A 26379-nucleotide genomic window follows, 5' to 3' on the forward strand; every position below is an offset into this window, starting at 1 on the left:
GACGTTTTCATACGGCACGGCAGCCCCGTCTTTCGCGACTGCACCAGCCCTGAACATAGGTCTGGCGCAATCGCCGCAGCACTCTTGAAATCCTGTTCGCGCTGACAGTCCGGGACCGCCTCGAAAACTGGGCAGATTCTTGCCAATCCCCACCAGTTCCAGACACTCTGACGCCTTTTGAGGTCTCGTTATATAAAGCAGATCACATAGCGCATGCGCTTGGGGCAAAGCAGGATTGCGCTGCACGCATCCCTCTTCACGGCCCGTAACATGTGCGTCAGTGCACACGAAATCTTTACTGGCGGCTGCGCCGCCTGATGCCAAAATTATCGTGATCACCGATGCATCCCAATGCCAGAATCCGGCCAAAAGGGCGGTTCTCGGTGAGGGATGCCGCCGTCAGACCCGCTGGGCCTGAGACAGGACGAGCAACTTTGATCCCTGGGTCGCCTGTGTCCTGACTTTCGCAAAATGCGCGCCTCGCAGCACAATCCGCTCTAGCTTTGAGATGAACCTCTCCTGAGCTTGCGTCGCTCCACCAAAGGCTCTGGACAGGCTCAGCTGATCCCGGCTGACCTGTAGCAAATCCAGCTTTCCGGTCGGGTCAAACCCGGACACGCTGTAGCCCTCCCCCGAAAACCGCTCTTGCGCTTTGGTCAGGGAGGCCTCGCCCCGTTTCATGAGCACCCGAAGAAATTCAATGTCGTCAAAGAAGGCCGCGGCCAGGTCCGACGCCAACTGATCGATTTCGCGCGGAGAGATCGCCGCAAGATCGTATTTGGCAAAGACCGCTTCGACAGGATTCAGGCCACCGGCGTGATCGCCCAGGAACGGCAAGCTGATGTTATCTTCGAAGATGGACTGCACGCGCTTTGCACGAGCTTTTGCAAAATCCGAAAGAGAAGAGCCGATCTGCGCAACGTTCATTGGGAAAACTTTCTGTTTCTTGTCGGTTCCACTTTCGGCAGATTCGGTAAACATAGGTTAAAGTCCTCCTGCATGGCCCCATCTTTTATGCAGAAATTTCGCCTTCGCCTTGGATTGGCGCCCGCAATTGCTGCAGGAAGGCCTCGGCGGCCAAGGTCAACTGCCTGGCCTTGGGCCAGACCGCATGCCAGTGCCGGACGATCGGAAAAGGCACGACGTCCAGTTCGGTCAGGTATCCGTGCCGCAGCTCCAGCGCGACCGTCGACCGGCTGAGAACCGAAAGGCCCAGCCCGGCAATGACCCCCTGTTTGACCGCTTCATTCGCGCCCAGTTCCAGCCGTACGCGCGGCGCGGCCCCGGCCTCCTCAAAGCAGCGCTCCGCCGCCAGCCGTGTTCCCGACCCGCTTTCCCGTGTCAGAAAGGGGTATTCAGCCAGATCTTTCATAGTCAGCCCTGTTTGAGCGGCCAGCGGATGATCCGGCGGCGCAATCGCAACCAGCGGGTTTTCCGCAAACCGCTCGATCTCGGCCTCCAATTCATGCGGTGGCGTGCCAAGCACATAAAGATCGTCGGCATTCTGGTCGAACCGCGACAGGATCTCTTCGCGGTTGCACACCGTCAGGGCCACGTCGATTCCCGGATAGCTTTTGCTGTAGGCTCCGATCCGCGCGGGAATATCGTATTTCGCCGTGGAAACCACCGCCAGGCGAAGGCGTCCACGCGCAAGACCGCGCAGTTCCGTAAGGCGCATATCAAGATCTTCTGCCTCGCCCAGAATGCGCTGCGCAGACAGCAGTACCGTCTCACCGGCTTCGGTCAGAAACAGGGTTTTCCCCTTCCTCTCGATCAGCTTGTGGCCGGTCTGATCCTCAAGCTGGCGTACCTGGGCAAAGACGGCAGGTTGGGTCAGATGCAGCATTTCGGCCGCGCGCGTGTAGGAGAGATGCTGTGCAACCTCCTGAAAGATCTGCAATTGGCGAAGGGAATACCTCATGAATAAACAATAATCTATTCTGATAATAAAAACTATTCATTTTTGTATATTCATCAACTGTGGCTTCCTGATCCCCGATGAAGTGGCCTGCCCTGCCGGCAGCCACGAGGAGGAGACAAGCCATGAACATGCATGCACCAGCCAAGAAATATGACGCCGGCGTCAAGGAATACCGGTCCACCTACTGGGATCCCGCCTATAGCCCCAAGGAAACTGACGTCCTCGCCGTCTTCAAGGTGATCCCGCAGGACGGGGTCCCGCGCGAAGAAGCCGCCGCCGCCGTGGCCGCCGAAAGCTCCACCGGGACCTGGACGACCGTGTGGACCGACCTTCTGACCGATCTCGACCACTACAAGGGCCGCGCCTACCGGATCGAGGATGTGCCGGGTCAGGACGAAGCCTTTTATGCCTTCATCGCCTACCCCGCAGACCTGTTCGAGGAAGGCTCAGTCGTCAACGTCTTCACCTCGATCGTCGGAAACGTCTTTGGCTTCAAGGCCGTGCGCTCCTTGCGCCTTGAGGACGTGCGCTTCCCGATCTGGTTCGTCAAAACCTGCTTTGGCCCGCCGCACGGCATCCAGGTCGAGCGCGACAAGATGGACAAATACGGCCGTCCCCTGCTGGGCTGCACCATCAAACCGAAACTGGGCCTGTCGGCCAAGAACTATGGCCGCGCCGTCTATGAGGTGCTGCGCGGCGGTCTGGACTTCTCCAAGGACGACGAGAACGTCAACTCCCAGCCCTTCATGCGCTGGCGGGATCGCTTCCTGTTCTGTCAGGAAGCGATCGACAAGGCCCAGGCCGAAACCGGTGAGCGCAAGGGCCACTACATGAACGTCACCGCTCCGACGGTGGAAGAGATGTTCAAGCGCGCCGAATTCGCCAAGGAGATCGGCACCCCCATCATCATGTCCGACTATCTGACCATCGGCTGGGCGGCGCATAACTCCCTCTCGAAATGGTGCCGCGACAACGGGATGCTGCTGCACGTGCACCGCGCCATGCACGCGGTGATGGACCGCAACCCCAACCACGGCATCAACTTCCGGGTTCTCGCCAAACTGCTGCGCCTGCTGGGCGGCGACCACCTGCATTCGGGCACGGTCGTGGGCAAGCTGGAAGGCGACCGCAACGCGACGCTGGGCTGGATCAACCTGATGCGCGACAAGTTCGTCAAGGAAGACCGCGAGATGGGCATCTTCTTCGATCAGGACTGGGGCAGCATGCCGGGCGTCTTCCCGGTGGCCTCGGGCGGGATCCACGTCTGGCACATGCCCGCGCTGGTTTCGATCTTTGGCAATGATTCCGTCCTGCAATTCGGCGGCGGCACCCTGGGCCACCCCTGGGGCAATGCGGCGGGCGCTGCGGCCAATCGCGTGGCGCTGGAAGCCTGCGTGCAAGCCCGCAACGAGGGCCGCGAGATCGAAAAGGAGGGCAAGGACATCCTGATGGCCGCAGCCAAACACTCGCCGGAACTGAAATCCGCGATGGAGACCTGGAAGGAAATCAAGTTCGAGTTCGACACCGTCGACAAGCTGGACGTGCAGCACCGCTGATCCCGGCAGCTCTCTCTCGAACACATCACAACAAGGACCAAGACCATGAGCACCATTCAGGACTACCCCTCCCGCCTGTCGGATCCCGCCTCCCGCAAGATGGAGACCTTCTCCTACCTGCCGGAAATGACCAAGGACCAGATCCGTAAACAGGTGGAATGGATCGTCACCAACGGCTGGAACCCGGCGATCGAACACACCGAACCCAGCAATGCCTCCGGCTATTACTGGTACATGTGGAAGCTGCCGATGTTTGGCGAAACCGACGTGGACGCCATCCTGGCCGAGCTGGACGAATGCCACGCCGCCAATCCCAAGCACCACGTGCGCCTTTTGGGATACGACAACTTCACCCAAAGCCAGGGCGCCAACATGGTCGTCTACCGCGGTCAGATGATCTGATTCCCCTTTGCTGCCCGGTACTCCCTCGTGGCCGGGCAGCAAATCCCAAGCCCAGACCAAATTCCCCGGCCAGCAGGAGGAGCCCGCCATGAAAGATATGCTTGACGAATTCCGCGTCACGGATGCGCCCTTCTGGCGGCAGACCGGCGACGAGGTGGAGCTGTTCACCGCCGCCTGGGATGCCCGTATCCCGGTGATGCTGAAAGGGCCGACCGGCTGTGGCAAGACGCGGTTCGTGGAACATATGGCCTGGAAACTGGGCCGCCCGCTGGTGACCGTCGCCTGCAACGAGGATATGACCGCCTCGGATCTGGTGGGGCGTTATCTCTTGGATGCCGACGGCACCCGCTGGCAGGATGGCCCGCTGACCTTTGCCGCCCGCCATGGCGCGATCTGTTACCTGGATGAGGTTGTCGAGGCCCGACAGGACACCACTGTCGCCATCCATCCGCTGACCGATGACCGCCGGGTTCTGCCCTTGGAAAAGAAGGGCGAATTGTTGCAGGCGCACCCCGATTTCCTGATCGTGATCAGCTACAACCCCGGCTACCAATCCCTGATGAAAGACCTGAAACAGTCGACAAAACAACGCTTTGCGGCGATGAACTTCACCTGGCCCGAAGGGGAGAGCGAAGCCGAAATCCTGGCCCATGAGGCCGGTATTGATCCCGAAACCGCCGGAAAACTGGTCGAGATTGGCGCGCGCTCCCGCAACCTCAAGGGCCACGGGCTGGACGAAGGGGTTTCGACCCGCATGCTGATCCACGCCGGCCGCCTGATCAAGGGTGGCATCGCCCCGCGCGCCGCCTGCTCCATGGCGCTGGTCAATTCCATCACCGATGATCCGGATATGCGCGATGCTCTCGATGCCGCTGTTGCAACCTGGTTCTGAGGCCCTGCCCGCGGATCACGCGGGCCTGCTGGACAGCCTGCCGCCCGTGGCCGCCGAGGTCCTGCTGGCCGCCCTGCCCGATGCGCGGCGCAAACTGTCGCCCCGCGCCCTGGACACCTGGCTGCGCGGCTCTGAGGCCCTGATGCAACTGGGCCGGGGCCTGGATCCGGTTATCGCCTGGATCGAGGCCGCACCGGCCCTTGCCCGCGATCTGGGCGAGGATGTCCTCAGCGATCTGCTGCCGCTGCTGCTGGGCTTTGCCTCCCGCACCTCGGGCGCGGTGATTGCCCGGCTGTTGGAGACATCTCCGCAGGCCGCGATGCGACTTGGCGATGCCACGCTCTTCATGGCCTACCTGCGCTTTCTGGAGCATCTTCTGGCCCGCGCACCCCGCGCCGTACGGCCCATGCTGGACCACCTTTCCGACCTCTTGGAGGTTCTGACCCTCGGCGGCCTGCGCCGCTGGGCCGATTGGGGGGTGGAGGCGCACCGGACCAACTTCAAGGAGCTGCTGGCCTATTTCTCGCTAGAAACCGAAGAAAGCCGCGCGATCATTCAGCGCGAACGCAAGGGCACCCTGCTGATCGACGTGCAGCGGCGGCTGATGATGTATCTGCGCGCGCTTTGGGGGCGGGATTTCATGCTCACCCCCACCGCAGGTGACTTCGAAGATCGCGCAGGCCTGCGCCCCTATTACGAGGGCTACAGCCTGCACCTGCCGGACGCGCTGGACGATTGGCGGGATCAGGCGGCTCTGGATCTCTACCGCGCGCAGGCCGCACATCTGGCCGCGCATCTGGCCTGCCTGCGCAAACCCATTCAGGGCGAGGGGCTGAACGCCTTGCAATCGGCCATGATCGGGCTCATTGAGGACGCCCGCGCAGAAAGCCTTGCCATCGCCCGCCTGCCCCGGCTGCGTGATCTTTGGGCACCGTTTCACAAGGACACCGCCCCCGGCATCGCCGGAGAGTTCGACCGCATTGCCCGCGCCCTCCTGTTGGCGGATCAGCCAGCCGAAAGCGATCTTGCGTCTTGGGTACAGGGCGAATTCGCGCAGCTGGATCTGACGCACGCGGAAGCCGCCCGCGATCTGGGCCTGCGCCTGGCCGAACGCCTGCGCGCCCAGCCATATTCCGCCTATACCGATCATCCCTCCTGCCCCTACCGCTGCGACAACCGGCTCTTGTGGGAGTTCGAGGAGCAGGAGTTCAACACGGAATACGCCCCGCCCCCGCAGGTGCGCAAATACGTCTCGGTCAGCGAAATGGTAAACGAGGTGGAGGTGGAAACCGCAGGCGATGACGCACAGGAAATCTGGGTGCAGTCGGCGGAAATCTTTGATGACGACGGCAACAGCTTCAACGAAAAGGAAGGTCGCGAGCCACTGGCTCCGCCGGTGATGTATGATGAATTTGATCACACCATTCAAATGATGCGCCCGGCCTGGGCCACGGTGCTGGAGCGTCGCCCGCGTCTGGGCGACCCAACCGGGGCGGAGGCGATTCTGGCCGAACACCGCCCGGTGATGGAGCGGCTGAAACACCGGCTTGATGCCATGCGCCCGCAAGGCATGCAGCGCATCCGCAAGCTGGAGGATGGCGATGTAATCGACATCGGCGCAGCGATCACGGCCGCCATCGACATCCGCATGGGCCGACAGCCCGACCCGCGCGTAATGATGCGCCAGGTGCACAAGACCCGCGACACCGCCGTCATGGTGCTGCTGGATCTGTCGGAATCAACGAACGATCCCGTAGGCGATGGTTCTACCGTGATGGACCTGACTAAATCGGCCTGTGTGCTTCTGTCGGAGGCGATCAACCGGGTGGGCGATGCCTTTGCGATCCATGGTTTCTGTTCGGACGGGCGGTCGCAGGTTTATTACGAGAGGTTCAAGGATTTCGACCAGCCATGGGAGGATCTGGCGACCGCGCGGCTGATGGGCGCCGAAGGGCGGCTTTCCACCCGCATGGGAACAGCGATCCGCCACGCAACGGCGCAGATGAAACGGGTGAAGGCCGCGCGCAAGCTGATGCTGGTGCTGACCGATGGGGCCCCCGCCGATATCGATGTGCGCGACCCACAATACCTGCGCGCCGACACCCGCCGCGCGGTTGAGGAAGCCACACAAAGCGGCATCACCCCTTTCTGCCTGACGCTGGATCCCGGTGCGGATGCCTATGTGCAACGCATCTTTGGCCCGCGCGGCGCAATGATCCTCGACCGGGTCGAACGCCTGCCGGAACGTCTGCCGCAGCTCTATGCCGCGCTCACCCGCTAAACTCACGCCTTGAACGTCGGTAAGTAAACACCTGATAAGGCGTCGATTTCCTGCGCGCAGAGCTTGGTCGCCGGAGGCACCTCCTCGCCATTGGCGGCACCGGTGATCAGGTACCAATGGCGCATCACCGGCAGATCCCGTCCCCGGAGCAGCGCCAACCGCCCAGATGCAAGTTCGTCATGCACGGTGTGCAGCGACAGGAAGGCGATCCCCAATCCTGCCAGAACCGCCTGTTTGATGGTCTCGTTGGAAGGCATTTCAACCTTCTTTGGTGTCTGCCCCTCCCCCAGACGTTCAATGAACCGTTCCATCAGGATCCGCGTGCCCGAGCCCTCTTCCCTGCTCAGAAAGGTCTCCTGCATCAGCCGGTGCGGCGCGTAGCCGTCCTCCTGCGCCAGCGGATGATCGGGCGGCAGAACGATCCCATGCGGATGCGGCCCCAGGGGAATGGCACGGTGGATCACGCTGCGCGGCGGCCGCCCCATGATCGCCAGATCATATTCGCCCCGCCCCAGCGCCTGGATCACCTCCGACCGGTTGGCCACCCGCAAAGAGATCTCCACATCCGGGATCCGATCCTGCAACAGGCGCACCAGACGGGGCACGAAATATTTCGCCGTTGAGACCGTACCCAGCACCACATGGCCACGACGCCCCTCTGCCAAGGCAAGGATCTGGCGTTCCGCATGCGACAAATTCGCCTCGATCCGATGGGCGGCAGCCAGCATCTCCTGGCCGGCCGCTGTCGGGTGGAACCCGGTGCCATCACTGGCACGCTCCAGCAGAGCCTCTCCAACTGCGCCCTCCAGGTTCCTGATTTGGCTGTGAATTGTCGGCGGCGTCTGATGCAACAGATCCGCAGCCGCTGTCAGCGAACCGGTTTCCGCCACCGCCAGAAGCGCGCGCAATTGTTTGAGAGTGATGGCATCACGGCGCATTTTCGAATTTTCCTAATCATGGTTCATATTTTTTAAATTCCATAAAAATTCACTTTCTTGCAACTGTTCTTTCGAGAGGGAGGACCACCACATGAAAACTCTAGATCAGGTACCGCAGGGCGCCGACCCCGCGCTGATTGCGGAACTCGACCGGCTGGCCGGGGTGGCCGCCTCGCTGGCCCGGCGTATCGCACGCGGCGGCATCGACGAAAACCTGGGTGGCGCGGCCGGCACCAACACCGATGGTGACGCGCAAAAGGCGCTGGATGTGATCGCGGACGAAGCCTTCATGGAGGCGCTCGCCCAGGGCAATACCCGCCACTATGCCTCCGAAGAGCAGGACTGCGTGGTCACCATGAATCCGGATGGCCAATTCGCCGTTGCAATCGACCCGCTGGATGGCTCTTCCAATATCGACACCAATGTCTCGATCGGGACGATCTTCGGGATCTATCCGGCAGCCGACACGCCCGAGGCCTCCTTCCTGCGTCCGGGGCGCGATCTTCTGGCAGCGGGCTATGCGATCTTCGGGCCGCAGTGCGCGCTGATGGTGACCCTTGGGAACGGCGTGCTGAAATACGTTCTGGACCCCGAATCCGGCCAGTTCAGGCTGCTTGGCACGCTGGGCGTGATCGCGCCGGATTCACGGGAATACGCCATCAACACCTCCAACTACCGCCATTGGAGCAAACCGATCCGCGCCTATATCGACGACCGTGTCGCGGGTAGCGAAGGCCCGATGGGCAGCGATTTCAACATGCGCTGGATCGCCTCCCTGGTGGCGGAAACCCATCGCATCCTGACCCGTGGCGGCATCTTCCTGTATCCAGCCGACGAGAGGCAGGGCTACGGCCAGGGCCGGTTGCGCTATGTCTACGAATGCGCGCCTATTGCCATGCTGATCGAACAGGCGGGTGGTCGCGCCACCGATGGGCAGGAGCCCATCCTGGATGCCGTGCCGCACAGCTTGCATATTCGTACCCCCTTCGTCTTTGGCTCGGCCAACAAGGTCGCGCGGGTCGCCACCTACCACGATCTGCCGGATGAAGAGACATCGGCGCTGTTTGGATCGCGCGGGCTTTTCCGCGCCTGATCCCACTACCTTCAGGACATCGACATGAGCATCAAGCACCCGATCATCAGTGTCACGGGATCCTCCGGGGCTGGCACCTCGACCGTGAAAAAGACCTTCGACCAGATCTTTCGCCGCGAAGGCATCAAATCCGTCTCGATCGAAGGCGACGCCTTTCACCGTTACAACCGCGCCGACATGCGCGCCGAGCTGGAGCGGCGGCAGGCAGCGGGCGATCACACGTTTTCGCATTTCTCCTATGACGCCAACGAGCTGGGAGAGCTGGAGCGCGTCTTTCGCGAATACGCCGAGACCGGCAAGGGGCGCACCCGCACCTATGTGCATGACGCCGAAGAAGCCGAGAAAACCGGTGTGCCACCGGGAGAATTCACCGCCTGGGCGCCTTTTCCCGACGATTCCGATCTTCTGTTCTACGAAGGCCTGCACGGATCGGTGGTGAATGACGAGGTGAACCTTGCCGCCTTTGCGGATCTCAAGATCGGGGTGGTTCCGGTAATCAACCTCGAATGGATCCAGAAGATCCACCGTGACCGGGAATCGCGCGGCTATTCGACCGAAGCCGTGACAGAAACCATCCTGCGGCGGATGCAGGACTACGTGCATTGCATCTGCCCGCAGTTTTCCGAAACCGACATCAACTTCCAGCGCGTGCCGGTGGTGGATACCTCCAACCCCTTCATCGCGCGCTGGATCCCCACCCCGGACGAAAGCCTGGTGGTGATCCGCTTCAAGAACCCGCGCGGCATCGATTTCCCCTATCTGATGTCGATGATCCACGACAGCTGGATGACCCGCGCCAACAGCCTGGTCATTCCGGGCGGCAAGATGGACCTCGCCATGCAGCTGATCTTCACCCCCATGGTGCACCGGCTGGTCCATGACGCGAAACGGGCCTGAGGAGACCTGCCATGACCATTCAAACCCCTGTCGTTACGACCGAAACCCTGATGGCCAATGCCATTCGCGCATTGACCATGGATGCGGTGCAGGCGGCGAACTCCGGCCATCCCGGCGCTCCCATGGGGCTGGCGGATGTGGCCACCGTTTTGTTCAACCGATTCATCAGGATCGATCCCTCCCGCCCCGACTGGCCCGACCGCGACCGTTTTGTGATGAGCGCGGGACACGGATCGATGCTGGTCTACGCGATCCATCATCTTCTGGGCTATGCGGACATGGACGCAGATCAGCTTCGCAACTTCCGCCAGATGGGTGCGCGCACCGCGGGCCATCCCGAATACGGCCATGCGGCGGGGATCGAGACCACCACCGGCCCCCTGGGTCAGGGCATTTCCACCGCCGTCGGCATGGCCATGGCCGAACGCATGATGCAGGCGCGGTTTGGCGATGATCTGGTCGATCACTACACCTATGTGCTGGCCGGCGATGGCTGCCTGATGGAAGGCATCAGCCACGAGGCCATCGATCTGGCCGGGCATCTGGGCCTCGGGCGGCTGATCGTCTTCTGGGACGACAACCGCATCACCATCGACGGGCCGACCGATCTGTCCACCTCCATGAACCAGAAGAAGCGTTTCGAGGCCGCTGGCTGGCATGTGCAGGCCGTGGACGGCCACGCGCCCGAAGCCATCGCCGCCGCTATCGTCGCCGCGCGCGCAGATGATCGTCCCTCAATGATCGCCTGCCGCACGGTGATCGGCAAGGGTGCGCCAAACATGGGTGGCAGCCACAAGGTGCATGGCGCACCTTTGGGCGCCGAGGAGATCGCCGCCACCCGCGCAGCACTGGACTGGCCCCATGCGCCCTTTGTTATCCCGGATACCGTCAGCCATGCCTGGCGCGAGGTGGCAAAGCGCGGCGAAAAGGCCCGCAAGGATTGGGAAGCGCGTAAGGCGGCTTCGGCCAAGGCCGCGGATTTCGACACCGCCCTTGCCTCACCGGACGCCAATGCCCTGCGTGATGCGATCACCGCCTATAAGGAGCGTCTCAGCGCCGATGCGCCGAAGGTCGCGACGCGCAAGGCGTCAGAAATGGCGCTGGAGGTGGTGAATGCCACCCTTCCCAACAGCGTCGGCGGCTCGGCGGACCTGACGGGATCGAACAACACCCGCACCAGCGCCATGCGGCCCATCACGGCGCAGGATTTCAGCGGCGACTACATCCACTACGGCATTCGCGAACATGCCATGGCCGCCGCCATGAACGGCATCGCGCTCCATGGCGGGTTCGTGACCTATGGCGGCACCTTCCTGGCCTTTGCCGACTATTGCCGCCCCGCCATGCGTCTGTCGGCCTTGATGGGGGTTCCAGTCACCTACGTGATGACCCATGACTCCATCGGCCTTGGCGAAGATGGCCCGACGCATCAGCCGGTGGAAACCATCGCATCGCTCAGGGCCATGCCCAACATGAACGTGATCCGCCCTGCCGATGCGGTGGAAACGGCGGAGGCCTGGGAAATGGCGGCCACATCTGAAACCACCCCAACGGTTCTGTGCCTGTCGCGTCAGGGCCTGCCGACCCTGCGCCGCAACCACAGCGCCGAGAACCTGACCGCAAAGGGCGCCTATGTTCTGCGCGGCGGCGGTGCACGTGACGTGACCCTGATCGCCACCGGATCAGAGGTCGAGATCGCGATGGAGGCCGCGGATCTGCTGGCACAGGACGGGATCAAGGCCGCCGTCGTCTCGGCCCCCTGTTTCGAAGCCTTCGCGGCCCAGTCTCCGGACTATCGCGCGGCGGTGCGCGGCAGTGCGCCACGGGTCGGTGTCGAGGCCGCCATACGCCAGGGCTGGGAGCTGTTCCTCGAGCGCGGCGACGGCTTCATCGGGATGAGCGGCTTTGGCGCCTCTGCCCCCGCCGAGGAGCTTTACCGCCATTTCAACATAACGGCCGAGGCCATCGCCGCCTCTGCCCGCCGACAGATCGAGAAAAGGACGAAGGCATGACCACGAAAGTCGCCATCAACGGCTTTGGACGCATCGGACGCTGCACCCTGGCCCATATCATCGAAAGCGGCCGCAACGACATCGAGGTGGTGAAGATCAACGCCACCGGCCCGATTGAGACCAATGCGCATCTTCTGCGCTATGACAGCGTGCACGGGCGGTTCCCGCACCCGGTTGCGGTCAATGACGACACGCTGGATCTGGGCCGTGGCCCGATCAAGGTCTTCTCCACCTACACCCCCGAGGAACTCGATTGGGAGGGCGTGGACGTGGTGCTGGAATGTTCCGGCGTCTTCAATTCCAAGGAACAATCCACGGTCCACCTGAAACAGGGCGCGCGCAAGGTGCTGATCTCGGCCCCGGCCAAGAACGCCGACCGTACCGTGGTTTACGGCGTCAACCACGGTGACCTGCGCAGCGATGAGCTGGTCGTCTCAAACGGCTCCTGCACCACCAATTGCCTCGCCCCGCTGGCCAAGGTGCTGAACGATGCCATCGGCATTAAAAGCGGCATTGTCACCACGGTGCATTCCTACACTGGCGATCAGCCCACGCTCGACCGGCGCCACAAGGACCTATATCGGGCCCGCGCCGCCGCCCTGTCGATGATCCCGACCTCCACCGGCGCGGCCAAGGCCATCGGCGAAGTTCTGCCGGAACTCTCGGGCCGTCTGGATGGGTCCGCCATCCGGGTGCCCACCCCGAATGTGTCAGCGGTGGACCTGACCTTCATGGCAGCCCGCGATGTGACCGAGGCCGATGTGAACGCGATCATGGCCGAGGCCGCCCAAGGCAACATGCAAAAGATCATCAGCTACGAGACCGAACCCAAGGTTTCGATCGACTACAACCATGACAGCCATTCCTGCAATTTCGCCGCCGACCAGACCAAGGTGATGGGCGCGCGGCTGGTGCGGGTGATGGCCTGGTATGACAACGAATGGGGCTTTTCCTGCCGCATGGCGGATACGGCCAATGCCATGGGGAGACTTCAGTGATGGACCTGCCGCAGATCGACCTCGCCACCGTCAAAGGCCGCCGCATTCTGGTGCGGGCCGACCTCAACGTGCCGATGAGTGATGACGGCACCGTCAGCGATGACACCCGCATCCGCCGCTTTGCCGAGGGCATGAAACCGCTTCTGACCGCAGGGGCACGGCTGGTGATCCTGACCCACTTTGGCCGCCCCGAACCGGGAACCGATACGGAGGAGCATTCCGTCGAACCGCTGATCCCATCCCTCGCCGCCGCCTTGGGCCGCCCGGTCCGTTTCTGTCCCGAACTGATCGGGGATGAGGCCGTCGCCCGCAGCCGGGGTCTGACGGATGGCACGGTGATGCTCTGCGAAAACCTGCGTCTTCATGCGGGGGAAACCACCAATGATCTGGCCTTTGCCGCGCAGTTGGCCAAGCTTGGCGATATCTACATGAACGATGCCTTCTCCTGCGCCCATCGCGCCCATGCCTCAACCGAGGCGCTGGCGCACCTTCTGCCCGCCGTGGCAGGCCCGCTGATGATCGAGGAGATCGAAGCCCTGTCGGCAGCGCTGGAATGCCCCAAACGCCCGGCGGTGGCAGTTGTTGGCGGCGCCAAGGTCTCCAGCAAGATCGCCGTGCTGAAGAACCTGGTTCAGAAGGTGGATCACATCATCATCGGCGGCGGCATGGCCAATACCTTTCTTTTTGCCGATGGCGCGCCGATGGGGCGCTCGCTGCATGAGGCCGACCAGATCGAAACGGTGCGGGAAATCCGCGGCTTGGCCCGGGCTGCAGGCTGCACGCTGCATCTGCCCGAAGACGTGGTCGCCGCCCATGACTTTGCCGCCGGTGCGGCCCATGACATCACCCCCGCCACTGCCTGTCCAAAAGACGCCATGATCCTGGATGCCGGGCCGCGCGCGCTGAAACGGTTCCAGTCGGTGCTGACCTCCTGTAAGACAATCCTGTGGAACGGGCCGCTGGGGGCGTTTGAACTCTCTCCCTTTGACCTGGCGACCAGGCACCTGGCGCAGACCGCCGCCGACCTGACCCGCCAACGGCTGGCCGTTTCTGTCGCAGGGGGTGGAGACACGGTTGCAGCCCTCAACATGGCCGGTGTATCTGGCGATTTCACATATGTCTCCTCCGCCGGGGGGGCTTTCCTGGAATGGCTGGAGGGTAAAACGCTCCCCGGCATTGCGGCGCTGCAAGGCGCGGCAGAAGCGGCCTAAGAGGTTTTCATGGCACTTATCACTCTTCGTCAACTGCTCGACCATGCCGCCGAACACGGCTATGGCGTGCCCGCGTTCAACATCAACAACATGGAGCAGGGTCTTGCGATCCTGAAGGCCGCCGCGAAATGCGACAGCCCGGTGATCCTGCAGGCCAGCCGGGGCGCGCGCTCCTATGCCGGTGACATCATGCTGCGGCACATGATTCAGGCGCTGGTCGAGATGTATCCGCATATACCGATCTGCATGCATCAGGACCATGGCAACAACGAACAGACCTGCCTGTCCGCCATTCGCCACGGCTTTACCAGCGTGATGATGGATGGCTCGCTTGAGGCGGACATGAAGACGCCCGCATCCTATGACTACAACGTCGAGATCACCGAACGCGTGTCGCGCATGGCCCATTGGGTCGGTGCCTCGGTCGAGGGCGAGCTGGGCGTGCTTGGCTCGCTGGAAACCGGCGAAGCGGGTGAAGAGGACGGATCGGGCGCGGTGGGCAAGCTCACACAAGAGCAGCTGCTGACCGACCCGGATCAGGCCAAGGATTTCGTGGCGAAAACCCAGGTCGATGCGCTCGCCATCGCCTGCGGCACCAGCCACGGCGCCTATAAGTTCAGCCGCAAGCCCACCGGCGACATCCTGGCGATCAGCCAGATCGAAGCGATCCACGCCAAGATCCCCAATGTGCACCTGGTGATGCACGGTTCGTCCTCGGTGCCGCAGTACCTTCAGGACCTGATCAACGAATTCGGCGGCGAGATGCCCCAGACCTATGGCGTACCGGTGGAAGAGATCGAGCGCGGCATCAAATCCGGCGTGCGCAAGGTCAATATCGACACCGATAATCGCATGGCAATCACTGGCCAGTTCCGCAAGGTAGCGCAGGAAAAACCGACCGAGTTCGACCCGCGCAAGTTCACCATCCCCGCGATGGAAGAGATGGAGAAACTCTGCCTCGACCGGTTCGAGCGTTTCGGCACCGCGGGCAACGCCTCCAGGATAACCCCGATCGATCTGGATGAGATGGCGAAACGCTACAGCAGCGGCGCGCTGGCGGTCTGATCTCGCCCAGGCGCAGCAAATTCGGGGGGCGTGTCGCGCGCCCTCCTCCTCCCCGACATGACGAGGCTCCCCGATGTCCTTTGACCGCAGCGTGAAGATCGCACCCTCCATCCTCTCTGCCGATTTCGCCAACTTCGGCCAGGAAATCCGGGCCATCGAGGCCGAAGGCGCAGACTGGGTGCATGTGGATGTGATGGACGGCCATTTCGTCCCCAACCTCACCTTCGGGCCGATGGCGGTCAAAGCCTTCCGCCCGCATGTAAAGACGGTGATGGACGTGCACCTGATGATCGCGCCGGTGGATCCTTACATCGAGGCCTACGCCGACGCGGGCGCCGATGTTCTGACCGCCCATATCGAGGCAGGCCCGCATATTCACCGCACCCTGCAGGCCATTCGTGGCGCAGGCATGAAGGCGGGCGTGGCCTTGAACCCCGGCACCCCGGCCGAGGCTGTGGCGCATCTTCTGGATCTGACCGACCTCATCTGCGTGATGACGGTGAACCCCGGTTTCGGCGGGCAGAAGTTCATCGACATGACGGGCAAGATCGCGGCCCTGCGCCAGATGATCGGCGACCGCCCCGTGCATATCGAGATCGACGGCGGCGTCGATCCCACAACCGCCCCAAAGGTGCGCGCCGCCGGCGCCGATGTGCTGGTGGCGGGATCCGCCGTCTTCAAGGGCGGTTCGGTCGACAATCCCGCCCCCTACGGCACCAACATCCGCGCCATCCGAGAGGCAGCCAATGCCGCTTGAGGCACTCATATTCGATGTGGACGGTACGCTCGCTGAGACGGAAGAGCTGCACAGGCGCGCCTTCAACGAGACCTTCGCCGAAAAAGGGCTCGACTGGCACTGGAGTGAGGCAGATTACCGCCGCCTGCTTCAGACCACCGGCGGCAAGGAACGCATCGCCCACCACATGCGCGACCTCGGCCTTGCCCCGGACAGAATCGACATCCCCGCGTTGCACAGAGCGAAGACAGACCGCTATGTCCGCCTGATGGGTGACGGCGGCCTGGACCTGCGTCCCGGCATTGCTGCCCTGATCGCAGAGGCAAAGGATGCAGGGTTGAAAGTTGCCATCGCCACAACGACCAGCCGCCCCAATGTGGATGCCCTTTGCAAAGCCTGTTTCGGTGCGCCAGCAAACACCCTGTTTTCGGTGATTGCCTGCGGCGATGAGGTTGCGGCCAAGAAGCCCGCAGCGGATGTCTACGACCTGGCCCTGAAACGTCTTGGGCTGCCCCCAGAAAATGCGCTCGCCTTCGAGGACAGCACCAACGGGCTGCGCAGCGCAGAGGCCGCCGGGATTGCCACGATTGTCACGCCGTCGATCTATACCGATGGCGACGATTTCACCGGCGCTCGCTGCGTGATTGGAGATGTGACCGCGCTTGGCGGTGTGGATGCCCTTGCCCAGCTTTTGCCGCAGCCCCAAACCGCGTAACGAAAGGACCAACTCATGGCCGTCTCCCCTCCCATTTGCGATTTCGGCTGGCACGCGCCGCAGTTCCGTCTGCCTGCCACCGATGGCAAGACCTACAGCCTGACGGATATCGCAGGCCCCAAGGGCACGCTGGTGATGTTCATCTGCAATCACTGCCCCTATGTGATCGCCGTTCTGGACCGGATCGAGCGGGATGCCCGCGATCTGCAGAAACTCGGCATCGGGGTGGCCGCAATCTGTTCCAATAATGCGCAGACCTATCCGCGCGACAGTTTCGAGAACATGAGCAAGCTGGCCCGCGACCGGGCCTTCCCTTTCCCATACCTGCACGACGCGGACCAAAGCGTCGCCCGCGCCTGGGAGGCAGCCTGCACGCCGGATTTCTTTGGCTTCAACGCAGCCGACGAATTGCAGTATCGCGGGCGGCTGGATGCCTCGGGGCGCAATCCCGCCCCACCTGATGCCCCGCGAGAGCTGTTCGAAGCCATGCGCCAGATCGCCAAAACCGGTCATGGACCGCGCGATCAGGTGCCCTCGATGGGATGTTCGATCAAATGGAAGGAACCCGCATGAGCCAGGCCATCGTATTCGACCTTGACGGAACTCTGATCGACAGCGCGCCGGACATCCACGCCGCCGCCAACCGGATGCTGGAAGATTTCGGACATGCACCGCTGACCCTCGCCCGCGTAACCAGTTTCATCGGCAACGGCATTCCCAATCTCGTACGCCTTGTCATGCAGGAGCGTGGTATCCCCTCAGCCGAGGAACAGATCATGCAGGCCCGGATGCTGGAGCACTATACGGCTCATCCTGCGGATCTGTCACAGCCATACCCAGGCGTCATCGACTGCCTTCAGACACTGCGCAATCAAGGGTACAGGCTGGGTGTCTGCACCAACAAGCTGCTTGAGCCGACCCTGCAGATCCTGCAGGCGCTGAATCTGACGTCGTTCTTCGACGTGGTCATCGGCGGGGACACACTGCCGGTCAAGAAACCCGATCCGGCACCGCTCCTCAAGGCGTTCGAGAAACTGGAGGCTGCCGCCTTGCTCTATGTAGGCGACAGTGAGGTCGATGCGGCAACGGCCGATGCGGCGGATGTGCCCTTTGCCCTGTTCACCGAAGGCTACCGGAAAACACCGGTTGATGAGCTGCCTCACACCGCGACCTTCAATCATTTCGAGTTGTTGATGGATATCGTGGACCGGCGCAGAGCCGCCGCCTGATACCCGGCCGCCCCCTTTGCCAGCAGGGCTGCGCTATGCCCGCGGTGCATCACCGGGATGAGGGCAACCTGCACGTCCGGCATGAACAGCTCCGCATCCTCGATCTGGGCAACGAACTGGCCGCCCCGATCATGGCTCGCGCAGGTTCCGTCAACGCGGCATTGGTCACATTGCGGCTTCCCCGTTTTGCCCCTGCAGGTCGCGCACAGCAGCCATCGCTTTGGCCTGGGCCAGTTGGACCGCCTGGGCTGCTCGGGCCCGATCCATGATGTGGTTCTGAATCGGCACGGGCAGGCAGCCGCACAGAAGCGGCTCTCCCTCATCGTCGAAATAGGCCCATTGCGCCGCCAGCAGCTGATAGCTCTTCACGCCCCAGCCGCTCTCGTCCGGCGCAAAGCGCAAGCGCCAGTTCCCGCGGATACTGACCTGAAACCGTGCCCGCGGCCCTCTTGCCAATCCCAGCTGCTTTACGCGCTCATAAAGGTCTGCCGCATCAGGCAGGCGCCGCCCGGCAAAAACGACTTCCACTTCCTTTTCGGGGCGAGCGATCCCTTTGATCAGAAGATCGCCGCGACTGTTGCGCCCAAAGACCGGGTTCAGGTCCACGGAAACATCCTGCAACTCATGCTTGAACAGCCCGCCGTCTTCGATCTGCGGGGTTACTTCCGATCTGGATCTGCGACGGTTTGGGATTTCCTGTTCCATGTCTCAACGCATCAGGGCCACGAATGGCCCGTTCTCCTCTGTTCGCGGTCCGCACATTCTTAAGTTGCAGCAGGTTAATGAGGCGTTGATCCGCCAAAACTGTGGGGGATTTCCGGCATTTCGGTCCAATGTAACGCACAGGCAAGCTCGAGAGAGGCCGATGGTATGGTCGCATTTCCTTGAGCCATTCAGCGGCCACCAAACACCCACCCTTCAATCATCAATGGCCAGCGCCCTTTGATTCATGGAATTTTGCCGAAACACCCGGCCTCTACCAATTATCCAAGTGTTTACCCTTAAGGATATCTTTACAGTATTCCGATAACCTGTTGGTCAGCTTGTTTGCAGCCAATCCACCCAAGCCAAGCAGTTCACCGTTGAACATGTGGAGTATCAGTATGGGCCATGTTGGTCTTAAGGAAACGTCGCCGAAGTGCCTGATCGTCGAGGACGACAGTTTCGACAAGAAAATGATGTATCGCACCACACGGCTTGCAGTGAGCGGCATCACGATCAAAGTTGTAAGCACCTTGCAGGAGGCAAGGACGGCCGTCAGAACCGAACTGATTTCCCTGATCCTGCTGGATAACTCCTTGCCGGATGGAAAGGGAGCGGATTTTGCGATGGAGTTGGCCCTCTCCTCGAAATGGTCCGACATTCCGATCATCATAGTCTCCGATTGGCCCTCGCCTTTCATGTGGGACAAGGCGAGCGCCGCAGGTGTCAGACGGATCGTGACCAAGTCCGATCTGAAACCGCATCTCATAACCGAAATCCTCGCACCGAAAAATGGGGCAAGACCCACGTCCCCACATGCGATCCCAGGCGGCCTTCCAAGATCAAAGAGCACCCCTCTGACCGATCACGAAAAATCCGAGCGCGCCCGCGTTTGAGCGTCAGCGCTCCCCACTGACTTCCTCTCAGCCCGCCACCCCATCGCGCTTAACGACAAGGACCTTCGCGTCATGTTTCGTGCCGCCATGAACAGAGGTGATGACTGCAAAAGCTGCGCGCGGACCCGCGCAGACGTGAACCTCATAGCCCAAAGAATCGGACATGACCTGCGCGCGCCGCTGCGTGCAATGAAAACGCTTCCTGAATGGATTGTCGAAGAGTTCGAAGAGGAAGGCGGCACCGCCAACGTACAGGCAATCGAGTATCTGGATCTGATCACGGCCAAGGCCATCCTGATGGAAAGCATGCTGGCAGGTCTTCTTGAATATGCCCTGGTGGCAGACCCGGCGGCCAGGTTCTGCAAGATTGATGTCACAGCAAAGATCAGCGACATTGCCGACAGACACCTGCCGCAGGACAGGTTTGAGATTTCCATCGCCCCAGAGCTATCGCATATTGAGGTGGCGGAAGAGGATTTTGAGGCCTGCTTCAACCACCTGATATCCAACGCCGTGCAGCACAACGAGGAGCGCCCGCCCAAAGTGCGTGTCACGGCTCATCTTCAAGACACGACCGCCGTTTTCGAGATTGCGGACAACGGGCCAGGCATAGATCCGCAATTCCACCAGCGCATCTTCGAACCCTTTGCCCGGCTGCAACCTCGTGAAGAGGGAGAGGCCAGCGGTCTCGGGTTGGCAATAGCAAAGAAAATCGCGGGAAACTGGGGCGGCGTCCTGACCATTCAATCGGAATTGGGGCGCGGAACCTGTTTCAAGTTCAGTTTCCCGGTTGAGCCTTCGGGTTGACCGCAGCCCGTTGCCAGCGCACGGCATATCTCTCCGGAAACAAACGGTTATTCACAGCCAAAGCGCGAATACACGAATCTGCTATGGATGATGGTGCGGGTGAAGGGACTTGAACCCCCACGCCTTGCGGCGCCAGAACCTAAATCTGGTGCGTCTACCAATTCCGCCACACCCGCACGGGCGCAGCACCTGAGGCGCTGCGTGAGCCGCTCAATAGCAAAGCCCGCCCAAGGATGCGAGAGAAAATCGCACCGCCTTGAAACTTCTCCATTGCGGCAAGAATGACACATGGTTTTCAAGCCTTTGGCTCATCCATGCAAAAACCCGCAGACGTCTGAGGGGTCTCGGGCTTATAAAGGGCAAAAAAAATAAAGCACACTGAGGCAGAGCGAGTACCCCAATGAAAACGCAAGCGAATCCGCCTGCGCAGCACATTCTTGCGCGCATCATTCAAACCCGCCGCGAACGCAGCGACAGCATTGGGGCGCAGACCTCGGTCGCGCTGACCCAAGGCACAATGGTTCAGACACAGGATGGCGAAATCCCCGTTGAGACCTTGCAGCCCGGCGATCAGATCATCACCCGCACGCAAGGCTTTTCATCCGTCTTGGGGATCCGCAAAACGCGCAGCTTGATGCATGGCGTCACCTTTGCCGCCGGGTCCCTGGGCCATACCCAGCCCGGACGCGACCTGCTGCTTCCCATCAATCAGCAGGTGCTGATCCGGGACTGGCGCGCCAGGGCCATGTTCGGACAGCCCCAGGCCGTTGTCCCCGCGTTCGAGTTGATTGACGATGAATTCATCCGCGACGAGGGCCTGCAGATGCTGGAGCTGTGCATTCTCAGCTTTGACCGGCCCCATGTGATCTATGCGGGCGGCATGGAGATCGCGACCTCAAAGGCCGCCAGCACCGACCTGCGCCCGGCCGCCTAAAGCCCAAGTTTGCGAAAGACGGCGGGGATCTGTTCCGGCAGGTCCTCGGCGATCAGTCCGGGGCCGAATTCCAGCGCGCATTCCACATGCAGCCAGGCGGCACTTTCTGCCGCCTGCATCGGGGCAAAGCCTCGCGCCAAAAGGCCGGTGATGAAACCCGCCAGAACGTCCCCCGACCCGGCGGTCGCCAGCCAAGGCGCAGCGCGGTCGTAATGCGCCGCGTTCACCGAACAGCGCCCATTCGGCGCAGCGATCACCGTATCGGCGCCCTTGAACAGCACCACGCAGCCCGCCCGCGCGGCGGCCTCGCGCGTCGCGTCCACCTTGGAATAAGCCGGGCCTTTGGTGGCGGGCGCGTTCAGCTTCTCTGCGATATCTGGAAACAGCCGCGCAAATTCGCCGCCATGGGGCGTCAAGACGCAGTTTTCATGCAGCATGGCGAACAGGTCTTCCGGCGCCTCGCCAAAGGCCGAGAGCGAATCGGCGTCCAGCACGGTTGCCCGTTTGGCCGCCAGCGTCGCAGGCACAAGCTCCCGCGCCCGATCAAGGCCCATTCCCGGCCCCAGACACAGGGCATTGAGACGAGAATCCTCCAAAACCTTTGTCAAAGCCTCGGCATCGGCAACGCGTTGCAACATCAGCGCGGTGATCTGGCAGGCAACCTCCTGCTGGGCGCTTGGCGGCACGCCCAGCGTCACCAACCCTGCCCCGATCCGAAGCGCGCCGCGCGCAGACAGCCGCGCTGCACCTGTCTTACCGGAACCGCCCGTCAGGATCAGGGCATGGCCATGCCAGAATTTGTGCCCCTCAGACTTGGCAGCCCAAACCCAAGGCCTCGAGAAGAATGGCCTTTTGTCTTGAACCAAGGGCGTCTGGCACAACAACTCGACATCAGGCTCCCTTAGAACGCGATGCAGTGAATTTTTGGAAATCTCAGTAGCACGATATTGTTGAACTCCAATATCGACCACTTTCACAATACCGCAGGCTGACGAGCCGTCTTCCAAAAAGTGACCCACCTTCGGACTATCGAAAGTCACTGTCATGTGAGCCGCAAGTGCAGATACTCCGCCCCAGACCAGATCTTCACCAAAAGACCTTGCCTGCCTGGGATCACCAAGACATGCACCACTGTCCGAGCACAGACCAGACGGCACGTCAATTGAGACAAGGCGCTCGAAATAGCGGCGCTTCTCGCCAAACCGGCCAATCAGATACCGCAACTCACCAGAAATCGGACGTGACAAGCCAATCCCAAACAATGCATCAATGACCAGATCTGCCCGCACGGCTTCCTGATAGGCATTCTCAGACCAATCCCCTTCATCGCCGTCAACCGAGCAGTCGACCTGGTTCCCCCCCAACCACCGCTCATAATTTTCCTTCGCATCCGGCGGCAGCTTGGCCGGATCTCCGTACAGAAAAACCTCCACCTCCCAGCCACGCTTTTTCAGCAATCGCGCTACGACGAACCCGTCGCCACCATTATTGCCTGGACCGCAGAGGACCACGGCGCGCTTGCCGGGGGTGTCCAGCTCTGGCCATTCCTCGAAAATGGCCTCCACAACGCCCTGCCCGGCCCGCTCCATCAGCTCTAGGCCGGTCACCTCACCTGACTCGATGGCGGCCTGTTCAATGGCGCGCATTTGGGCAGCGGTCAGCAATTCGGTCATTCTTTCGCCCCTTGCGTTTCAAAACCGCACAGTTTTTGTGCGCATAGACTATTTTTTAATCATGCATGCCTGTTTTGCAGGCTGATTTTCCGGCAACTTGAGCAGTATCCATTGTCCACGGCATTTAGAAATGATCTGACCACCTTCGACAAGGTTGTGAGGAGCCCCCGAGATGAAAAAGATCGAAGCCATCATCAAACCGTTCAAACTGGACGAGGTGAAAGAGGCACTGCAGGACGTGGGCGTTCAGGGCCTCTCTGTGATCGAGGTCAAGGGCTTTGGTCGCCAAAAGGGTCACACCGAACTCTATCGCGGCGCCGAATACGTGGTGGATTTCCTGCCCAAGGTGAAGATCGAGGTGGTTCTGGACGACGATCAGGTGGACGCTGCCATTGAGGCCATCGTGAACGCCGCCAAGACCGACAAGATCGGTGACGGCAAGATCTTCGTCAGCCCCGTTGAGCAGGCCATCCGCATCCGCACCGGCGAGACCGGCCCCGACGCGCTTTAACATTCCAACACCGCCTGCCCGCCGGACCCGTTCAGGGCCGCATCCGATGGCAGCGCACAGACGACACAGATTTTTCTTACGGAGAGGAAAACAAAATGAGCAAGGACGCAGTTCTTCAGCTGATCAAGGACGAAGATGTCGCCTATGTGGACATCCGGTTCACCGACGTACGCGGCAAGCTGCAGCACGTCACGGTGGACGTCGACATGGTTGACGAGGATTTCCTCGAAGAGGGTTTCATGTTCGACGGCTCCTCGATCGCGGGCTGGAAGTCGATCGAAGCTTCGGACATGAAGCTGATCCCGGACACCAACAGCGCCTATGTCGATCCCTTCTACGCGGAAAAGACCATCTGCATCCACTGCTCGGTCGTTGAGCCCGACACCGGTGAAGCCTACGAGCGCGACCCGCGCGGCACCGCTCAGAAAGCCGAAGCCTACCTGAAATCCTCGGGCATTGGCGATGTAGCCTTCATGGGCCCGGAAGCGGAATTCTTCCTGTTTGACGATGTGCGCTTCTCGAACACCATCAACAAAGTCTCCTACGAAGTTGATGCGAGCGACGCCTCCTGGAACACCGACACCGAGTATGAGACCGGCAACATGGGCCACCGTCCCGGCGTCAAGGGCGGCTACTTCCCGGTGAACCCGATCGACGAAGCGCAGGACCTGCGCTCCGAAATGCTGTCGACCATGAAGCGCCTCGGCATGAAAGTGGACAAGCACCACCACGAGGTTGCCTCCTGCCAGCACGAACTGGGCCTGATCTTCGACAGCCTGACCAAGCAGGCGGACGAGTTGCAGAAGTACAAGTACGTGATCCACAACGTCGCGCACGCCTATGGCAAATCGGCAACCTTCATGCCGAAACCGATCGCAGGCGACAACGGCACCGGCATGCACGTCAACATGTCCATCTGGAAAGACGGCAAGCCGCTGTTCGCAGGTGACAAGTACGCAGACCTGTCTCAGGAAGCGCTGTACTTCATCGGCGGCATCCTGAAGCACGCAAAAACGCTGAACGCCTTCACCAACCCGTCCACCAACTCCTACAAGCGTCTGATCCCGGGCTTTGAAGCCCCCGTTCTGCGCGCGTACTCGGCTCGTAACCGCTCTGGCTGCGTGCGTATTCCGTGGACCGAAAGCCCGAAAGCCAAGCGCGTCGAGGCCCGCTTCCCCGATCCGGCCGCAAACCCCTACCTGGCGTTTGCTGCCCTGCTGATGGCCGGTCTGGACGGCATCAAGAACAAGATCGATCCGGGCGAAGCCATGGACAAGAACCTGTACGATCTGCCCGCAGAAGAGCTGGCCGACATCCCGACCGTCTGCGGCTCCCTGCGCGAAGCGCTGGAGTGCCTAGCGGCCGACCACGACTTCCTGCTGCAGGGCGACGTGTTCACCAAAGACCAGATCGAGGGCTACATCGCGCTCAAGATGGAAGAGGTGGAAACCTACGAACACACCCCGCACCCGGTCGAATACGGCATGTACTACAGCTGCTAAGATCGGCAGTCGGATGACTTCGGAAAGAGCGCCCAGCGGGCGCTCTTTTCTTTTGAGGCGTCACTGCGCTGAGTGCCGCCGACAAAGGGCTGGAATCGGGTAATCCCGTTAACGCATCCTTTAGAATGGGCTGCTTAGTGTGAAACAAGATACATAGTCAGCCTTCAGGACAGCCATAATACACGTGCAAAGCTTCAGCCTCAGCGAACTCGGCCTGGTTGACGGCCCAGAGCACCATGCGTTCGACAACCTGACCGAACTGGCCAAACGCGTCACTGGTGCGTCGGTGTCCCTTGTGTCCACAGTTGATCCCGAAAACGATCGTCAGTTCTTTACAAGCCACCTCGGGCTGGGCGAGCCTTGGTCCAGTAGGCGGCAAACGCCGCTGTCTCATTCCTTCTGCCAACATGTCGTCAGCGCCAACGCGCCCCTGATAGTTGAAGACGCGCGCATCACGCCTCTTGTCCGCGACAATCTCGCCATTCCAGACCTTGGGGTCATCGCCTATCTGGGCGTCCCCGTGCACATGCCCAGCGGAGAGCCGATTGGCGCCCTGTGCGTGATTGAAAGCAAGCCGCGGGCCTGGAGTGACAATGATTTGTCGCTGTTGCAACAACTCGCCGACTGCGTATCAGACGCCATAAAGATGAAGGCGGCCCTGTTGCATGTCGATCAGATCAGTCGCGAGCAACGCGAATTCACCTATGCGGTCTCGCACGATCTGAAATCGCCGGCGCGCACACTCAACCTGCTGCTGCACGAGCTGGAGCTGGAAAACGCGGGAATGAACGAAGAAGGCAGGCTGCTGCTTCAGCAAAGCCAGAAGACTGCCAGCCGCATGATGGATCAGATGACAGACATTCTGGAGTATTCCAGAGTCCTGGGCGCCAGAACCAGGAAAGACAGCATCGACCTCAACCACCTGATTGCGGAACTGTTGGATGATCTCAAGGGAGAGATCAAACATTCCGGCGCAGATGTCTCTTTTGCTCCGCTCCCCAACGTCATCGGAAACCGGATGCAACTGCGCTGCCTGTTTCAGAACCTCATTACAAACGGCATCAAGTTTCAGCCTGCTGGAAACCGGCCCGTCGTACACATAAGAACCGGACCGAAAACGTCGGCCGCAATGGTAGACATCGAGGTATCGGACAACGGGATCGGCATCAGGCAGGAAGATCAGCGCCAGATATTTGAGCTATTCAAACGGCTCCACCATTCATCCGACTATGACGGATCTGGCATCGGCCTCACCCTCAGTCTGCGCATATGCGCAAACCACAAGGGCATGCTTTCGGTCATCTCCGAGGAAGGACAGGGGGCAACCTTCCGGGTCTCCTTGCCAGAAGCGCAAGAGGCTTGACGCAGAAACAGCGTCAGCCGCTCGTCGTTCCTTCCCCTACCCCAC

General features: G+C 61.3%; 26 protein-coding genes and 1 tRNA gene. 20 read left to right on the plus strand and 7 right to left on the minus strand.

The features are described 5' to 3' along the window. Positions 1 to 399: 399 nt before the first annotated feature. A complete protein-coding gene (locus AADA15_RS16455) occupies positions 400 to 981 on the minus strand; it encodes a hypothetical protein (protein WP_341642648.1) in 582 nt (193 codons plus the stop codon). Positions 982 to 1012: 31 nt separating this feature from the next. Continuing rightward, positions 1013 to 1921: a LysR family transcriptional regulator gene (locus AADA15_RS16460; RefSeq protein WP_341642649.1), complete on the minus strand. Its 909-nt coding sequence runs from the start codon at positions 1919 to 1921 to the stop codon at positions 1013 to 1015. A 122-nt stretch (positions 1922 to 2043) separates the two neighbouring features. On the opposite strand from AADA15_RS16460, the gene AADA15_RS16465 reads away from it, so the two are divergent. From AADA15_RS16465 to AADA15_RS16480, 4 genes are all read left to right on the plus strand, one after another. After that, a complete protein-coding gene (locus tag AADA15_RS16465; RefSeq protein ID WP_341642650.1) occupies positions 2044 to 3477 on the plus strand; it encodes a form I ribulose bisphosphate carboxylase large subunit in 1434 nt (477 codons plus the stop codon). Between the two features lie 45 nt (positions 3478 to 3522). Next, a complete protein-coding gene (locus AADA15_RS16470; protein ID WP_341642651.1) occupies positions 3523 to 3879 on the plus strand; it encodes a ribulose bisphosphate carboxylase small subunit in 357 nt (118 codons plus the stop codon). Between the two features lie 88 nt (positions 3880 to 3967). Further along, positions 3968 to 4771, plus strand: coding sequence for a CbbQ/NirQ/NorQ/GpvN family protein (locus AADA15_RS16475; protein WP_341642652.1), 804 nt, complete (start codon positions 3968 to 3970; stop codon positions 4769 to 4771). After that, a complete protein-coding gene (locus AADA15_RS16480; protein ID WP_341642653.1) occupies positions 4737 to 7052 on the plus strand; it encodes a nitric oxide reductase activation protein NorD in 2316 nt (771 codons plus the stop codon). Before AADA15_RS16475 ends, AADA15_RS16480 begins: the two co-directional genes overlap by 35 nt. 2 nt (positions 7053 to 7054) lie before the next feature. On the opposite strand, the gene AADA15_RS16485 is transcribed toward AADA15_RS16480, so the two are convergent. Then, on the minus strand, positions 7055 to 7990 hold the full coding sequence (locus AADA15_RS16485; protein WP_341642654.1) for a LysR family transcriptional regulator: 936 nt from the start codon (positions 7988 to 7990) through the stop codon (positions 7055 to 7057). 91 nt (positions 7991 to 8081) lie between these two features. On the opposite strand from AADA15_RS16485, the gene AADA15_RS16490 reads away from it, so the two are divergent. The 10 genes from AADA15_RS16490 to gph all read left to right on the plus strand — a co-directional run bounded on the left by AADA15_RS16490 (position 8082) and on the right by gph (position 17946). After that, a complete protein-coding gene (locus AADA15_RS16490) occupies positions 8082 to 9083 on the plus strand; it encodes a class 1 fructose-bisphosphatase (protein WP_341642655.1) in 1002 nt (333 codons plus the stop codon). A 24-nt stretch (positions 9084 to 9107) separates the two neighbouring features. Then, the gene (locus AADA15_RS16495; protein WP_341642656.1) at positions 9108 to 9980 is read left to right on the plus strand and encodes a phosphoribulokinase; all 873 of its coding nucleotides are present in this window, start codon (positions 9108 to 9110) and stop codon (positions 9978 to 9980) included. Between the two features lie 11 nt (positions 9981 to 9991). Beyond that, the gene (gene tkt / locus AADA15_RS16500) at positions 9992 to 11992 is read left to right on the plus strand and encodes a transketolase (RefSeq protein ID WP_341642657.1); all 2001 of its coding nucleotides are present in this window, start codon (positions 9992 to 9994) and stop codon (positions 11990 to 11992) included. Continuing rightward, positions 11989 to 12990 carry a type I glyceraldehyde-3-phosphate dehydrogenase gene (gene gap / locus AADA15_RS16505; RefSeq protein WP_341642658.1) on the plus strand — a complete coding sequence of 334 codons (1002 nt, stop codon included), beginning with the start codon at positions 11989 to 11991 and terminating at the stop codon, positions 12988 to 12990. The genes tkt and gap overlap by 4 nt, the downstream gene beginning before the upstream one ends. Further along, entirely contained in the window at positions 12990 to 14201 is a 1212-nt protein-coding gene (locus AADA15_RS16510; RefSeq protein ID WP_341642659.1) for a phosphoglycerate kinase, read from the plus strand. The genes gap and AADA15_RS16510 overlap by 1 nt, the downstream gene beginning before the upstream one ends. A gap of 9 nt (positions 14202 to 14210) precedes the next feature. Continuing rightward, a complete protein-coding gene (gene fba / locus AADA15_RS16515; RefSeq protein ID WP_341642660.1) occupies positions 14211 to 15266 on the plus strand; it encodes a class II fructose-bisphosphate aldolase in 1056 nt (351 codons plus the stop codon). Positions 15267 to 15339: 73 nt separating this feature from the next. Further along, positions 15340 to 16023, plus strand: coding sequence for a ribulose-phosphate 3-epimerase (rpe, locus tag AADA15_RS16520; protein WP_341642661.1), 684 nt, complete (start codon positions 15340 to 15342; stop codon positions 16021 to 16023). After that, positions 16013 to 16717: an HAD family hydrolase gene (locus AADA15_RS16525; RefSeq protein ID WP_341642662.1), complete on the plus strand. Its 705-nt coding sequence runs from the start codon at positions 16013 to 16015 to the stop codon at positions 16715 to 16717. The genes rpe and AADA15_RS16525 overlap by 11 nt, the downstream gene beginning before the upstream one ends. A 15-nt stretch (positions 16718 to 16732) precedes the next feature. Further along, positions 16733 to 17290 (plus strand): thioredoxin family protein, encoded by a 558-nt coding sequence (locus AADA15_RS16530; protein ID WP_341642663.1) that lies wholly within the window; start codon positions 16733 to 16735, stop codon positions 17288 to 17290. Beyond that, the gene (gene gph, locus AADA15_RS16535; protein WP_341642664.1) at positions 17287 to 17946 is read left to right on the plus strand and encodes a phosphoglycolate phosphatase; all 660 of its coding nucleotides are present in this window, start codon (positions 17287 to 17289) and stop codon (positions 17944 to 17946) included. The genes AADA15_RS16530 and gph overlap by 4 nt, the downstream gene beginning before the upstream one ends. 165 nt (positions 17947 to 18111) lie before the next feature. Here the strand turns inward: gph and AADA15_RS16540 are convergent, their stop codons facing one another. After that, complete coding sequence (locus AADA15_RS16540; RefSeq protein WP_341642665.1) at positions 18112 to 18651, minus strand: hypothetical protein; 540 nt, start codon at positions 18649 to 18651, stop codon at positions 18112 to 18114. 179 nt (positions 18652 to 18830) lie between these two features. Here AADA15_RS16540 and AADA15_RS16545 point away from each other — a divergent pair, with 179 nt between their 5' ends. Further along, entirely contained in the window at positions 18831 to 19544 is a 714-nt protein-coding gene (locus AADA15_RS16545) for a response regulator (RefSeq protein ID WP_341642666.1), read from the plus strand. Between the two features lie 27 nt (positions 19545 to 19571). On the opposite strand, the gene AADA15_RS16550 is transcribed toward AADA15_RS16545, so the two are convergent. Continuing rightward, a complete protein-coding gene (locus AADA15_RS16550) occupies positions 19572 to 19709 on the minus strand; it encodes a hypothetical protein (protein WP_341642667.1) in 138 nt (45 codons plus the stop codon). A gap of 24 nt (positions 19710 to 19733) precedes the next feature. Between AADA15_RS16550 and AADA15_RS16555 the strand changes: the two genes are divergently transcribed. Continuing rightward, a complete protein-coding gene (locus tag AADA15_RS16555) occupies positions 19734 to 20351 on the plus strand; it encodes a sensor histidine kinase (RefSeq protein WP_341642668.1) in 618 nt (205 codons plus the stop codon). Positions 20352 to 20442: 91 nt separating this feature from the next. Here the strand turns inward: AADA15_RS16555 and AADA15_RS16560 are convergent. Next, a tRNA-Leu gene (locus AADA15_RS16560) sits at positions 20443 to 20527 on the minus strand. 224 nt (positions 20528 to 20751) lie between these two features. Between AADA15_RS16560 and AADA15_RS16565 the strand changes: the two genes are divergently transcribed. Next, entirely contained in the window at positions 20752 to 21285 is a 534-nt protein-coding gene (locus AADA15_RS16565; RefSeq protein ID WP_341642669.1) for a Hint domain-containing protein, read from the plus strand. On the opposite strand, the gene AADA15_RS16570 is transcribed toward AADA15_RS16565, so the two are convergent. Further along, positions 21282 to 22958 (minus strand): NAD(P)H-hydrate dehydratase, encoded by a 1677-nt coding sequence (locus AADA15_RS16570; RefSeq protein WP_341642670.1) that lies wholly within the window; start codon positions 22956 to 22958, stop codon positions 21282 to 21284. The genes AADA15_RS16565 and AADA15_RS16570 overlap by 4 nt on opposite strands. A gap of 172 nt (positions 22959 to 23130) precedes the next feature. Between AADA15_RS16570 and AADA15_RS16575 the strand changes: the two genes are divergently transcribed. The 3 genes from AADA15_RS16575 (at position 23131) to AADA15_RS16585 (ending at position 26334) form a co-directional block, all read left to right on the plus strand. After that, the gene (locus AADA15_RS16575; protein ID WP_341642671.1) at positions 23131 to 23469 is read left to right on the plus strand and encodes a P-II family nitrogen regulator; all 339 of its coding nucleotides are present in this window, start codon (positions 23131 to 23133) and stop codon (positions 23467 to 23469) included. A 95-nt stretch (positions 23470 to 23564) separates the two neighbouring features. Beyond that, positions 23565 to 24971, plus strand: coding sequence for a type I glutamate--ammonia ligase (gene glnA / locus AADA15_RS16580; protein ID WP_341642672.1), 1407 nt, complete (start codon positions 23565 to 23567; stop codon positions 24969 to 24971). 184 nt (positions 24972 to 25155) lie between these two features. Continuing rightward, positions 25156 to 26334: an ATP-binding protein gene (locus tag AADA15_RS16585; protein WP_341642673.1), complete on the plus strand. Its 1179-nt coding sequence runs from the start codon at positions 25156 to 25158 to the stop codon at positions 26332 to 26334. Positions 26335 to 26379 lie beyond the last annotated feature (45 nt).

It is taken from the genome of Phycobacter sedimenti, from assembly GCF_038148855.1.
Classification (GTDB): domain Bacteria; phylum Pseudomonadota; class Alphaproteobacteria; order Rhodobacterales; family Rhodobacteraceae; genus Phycobacter; species Phycobacter sedimenti.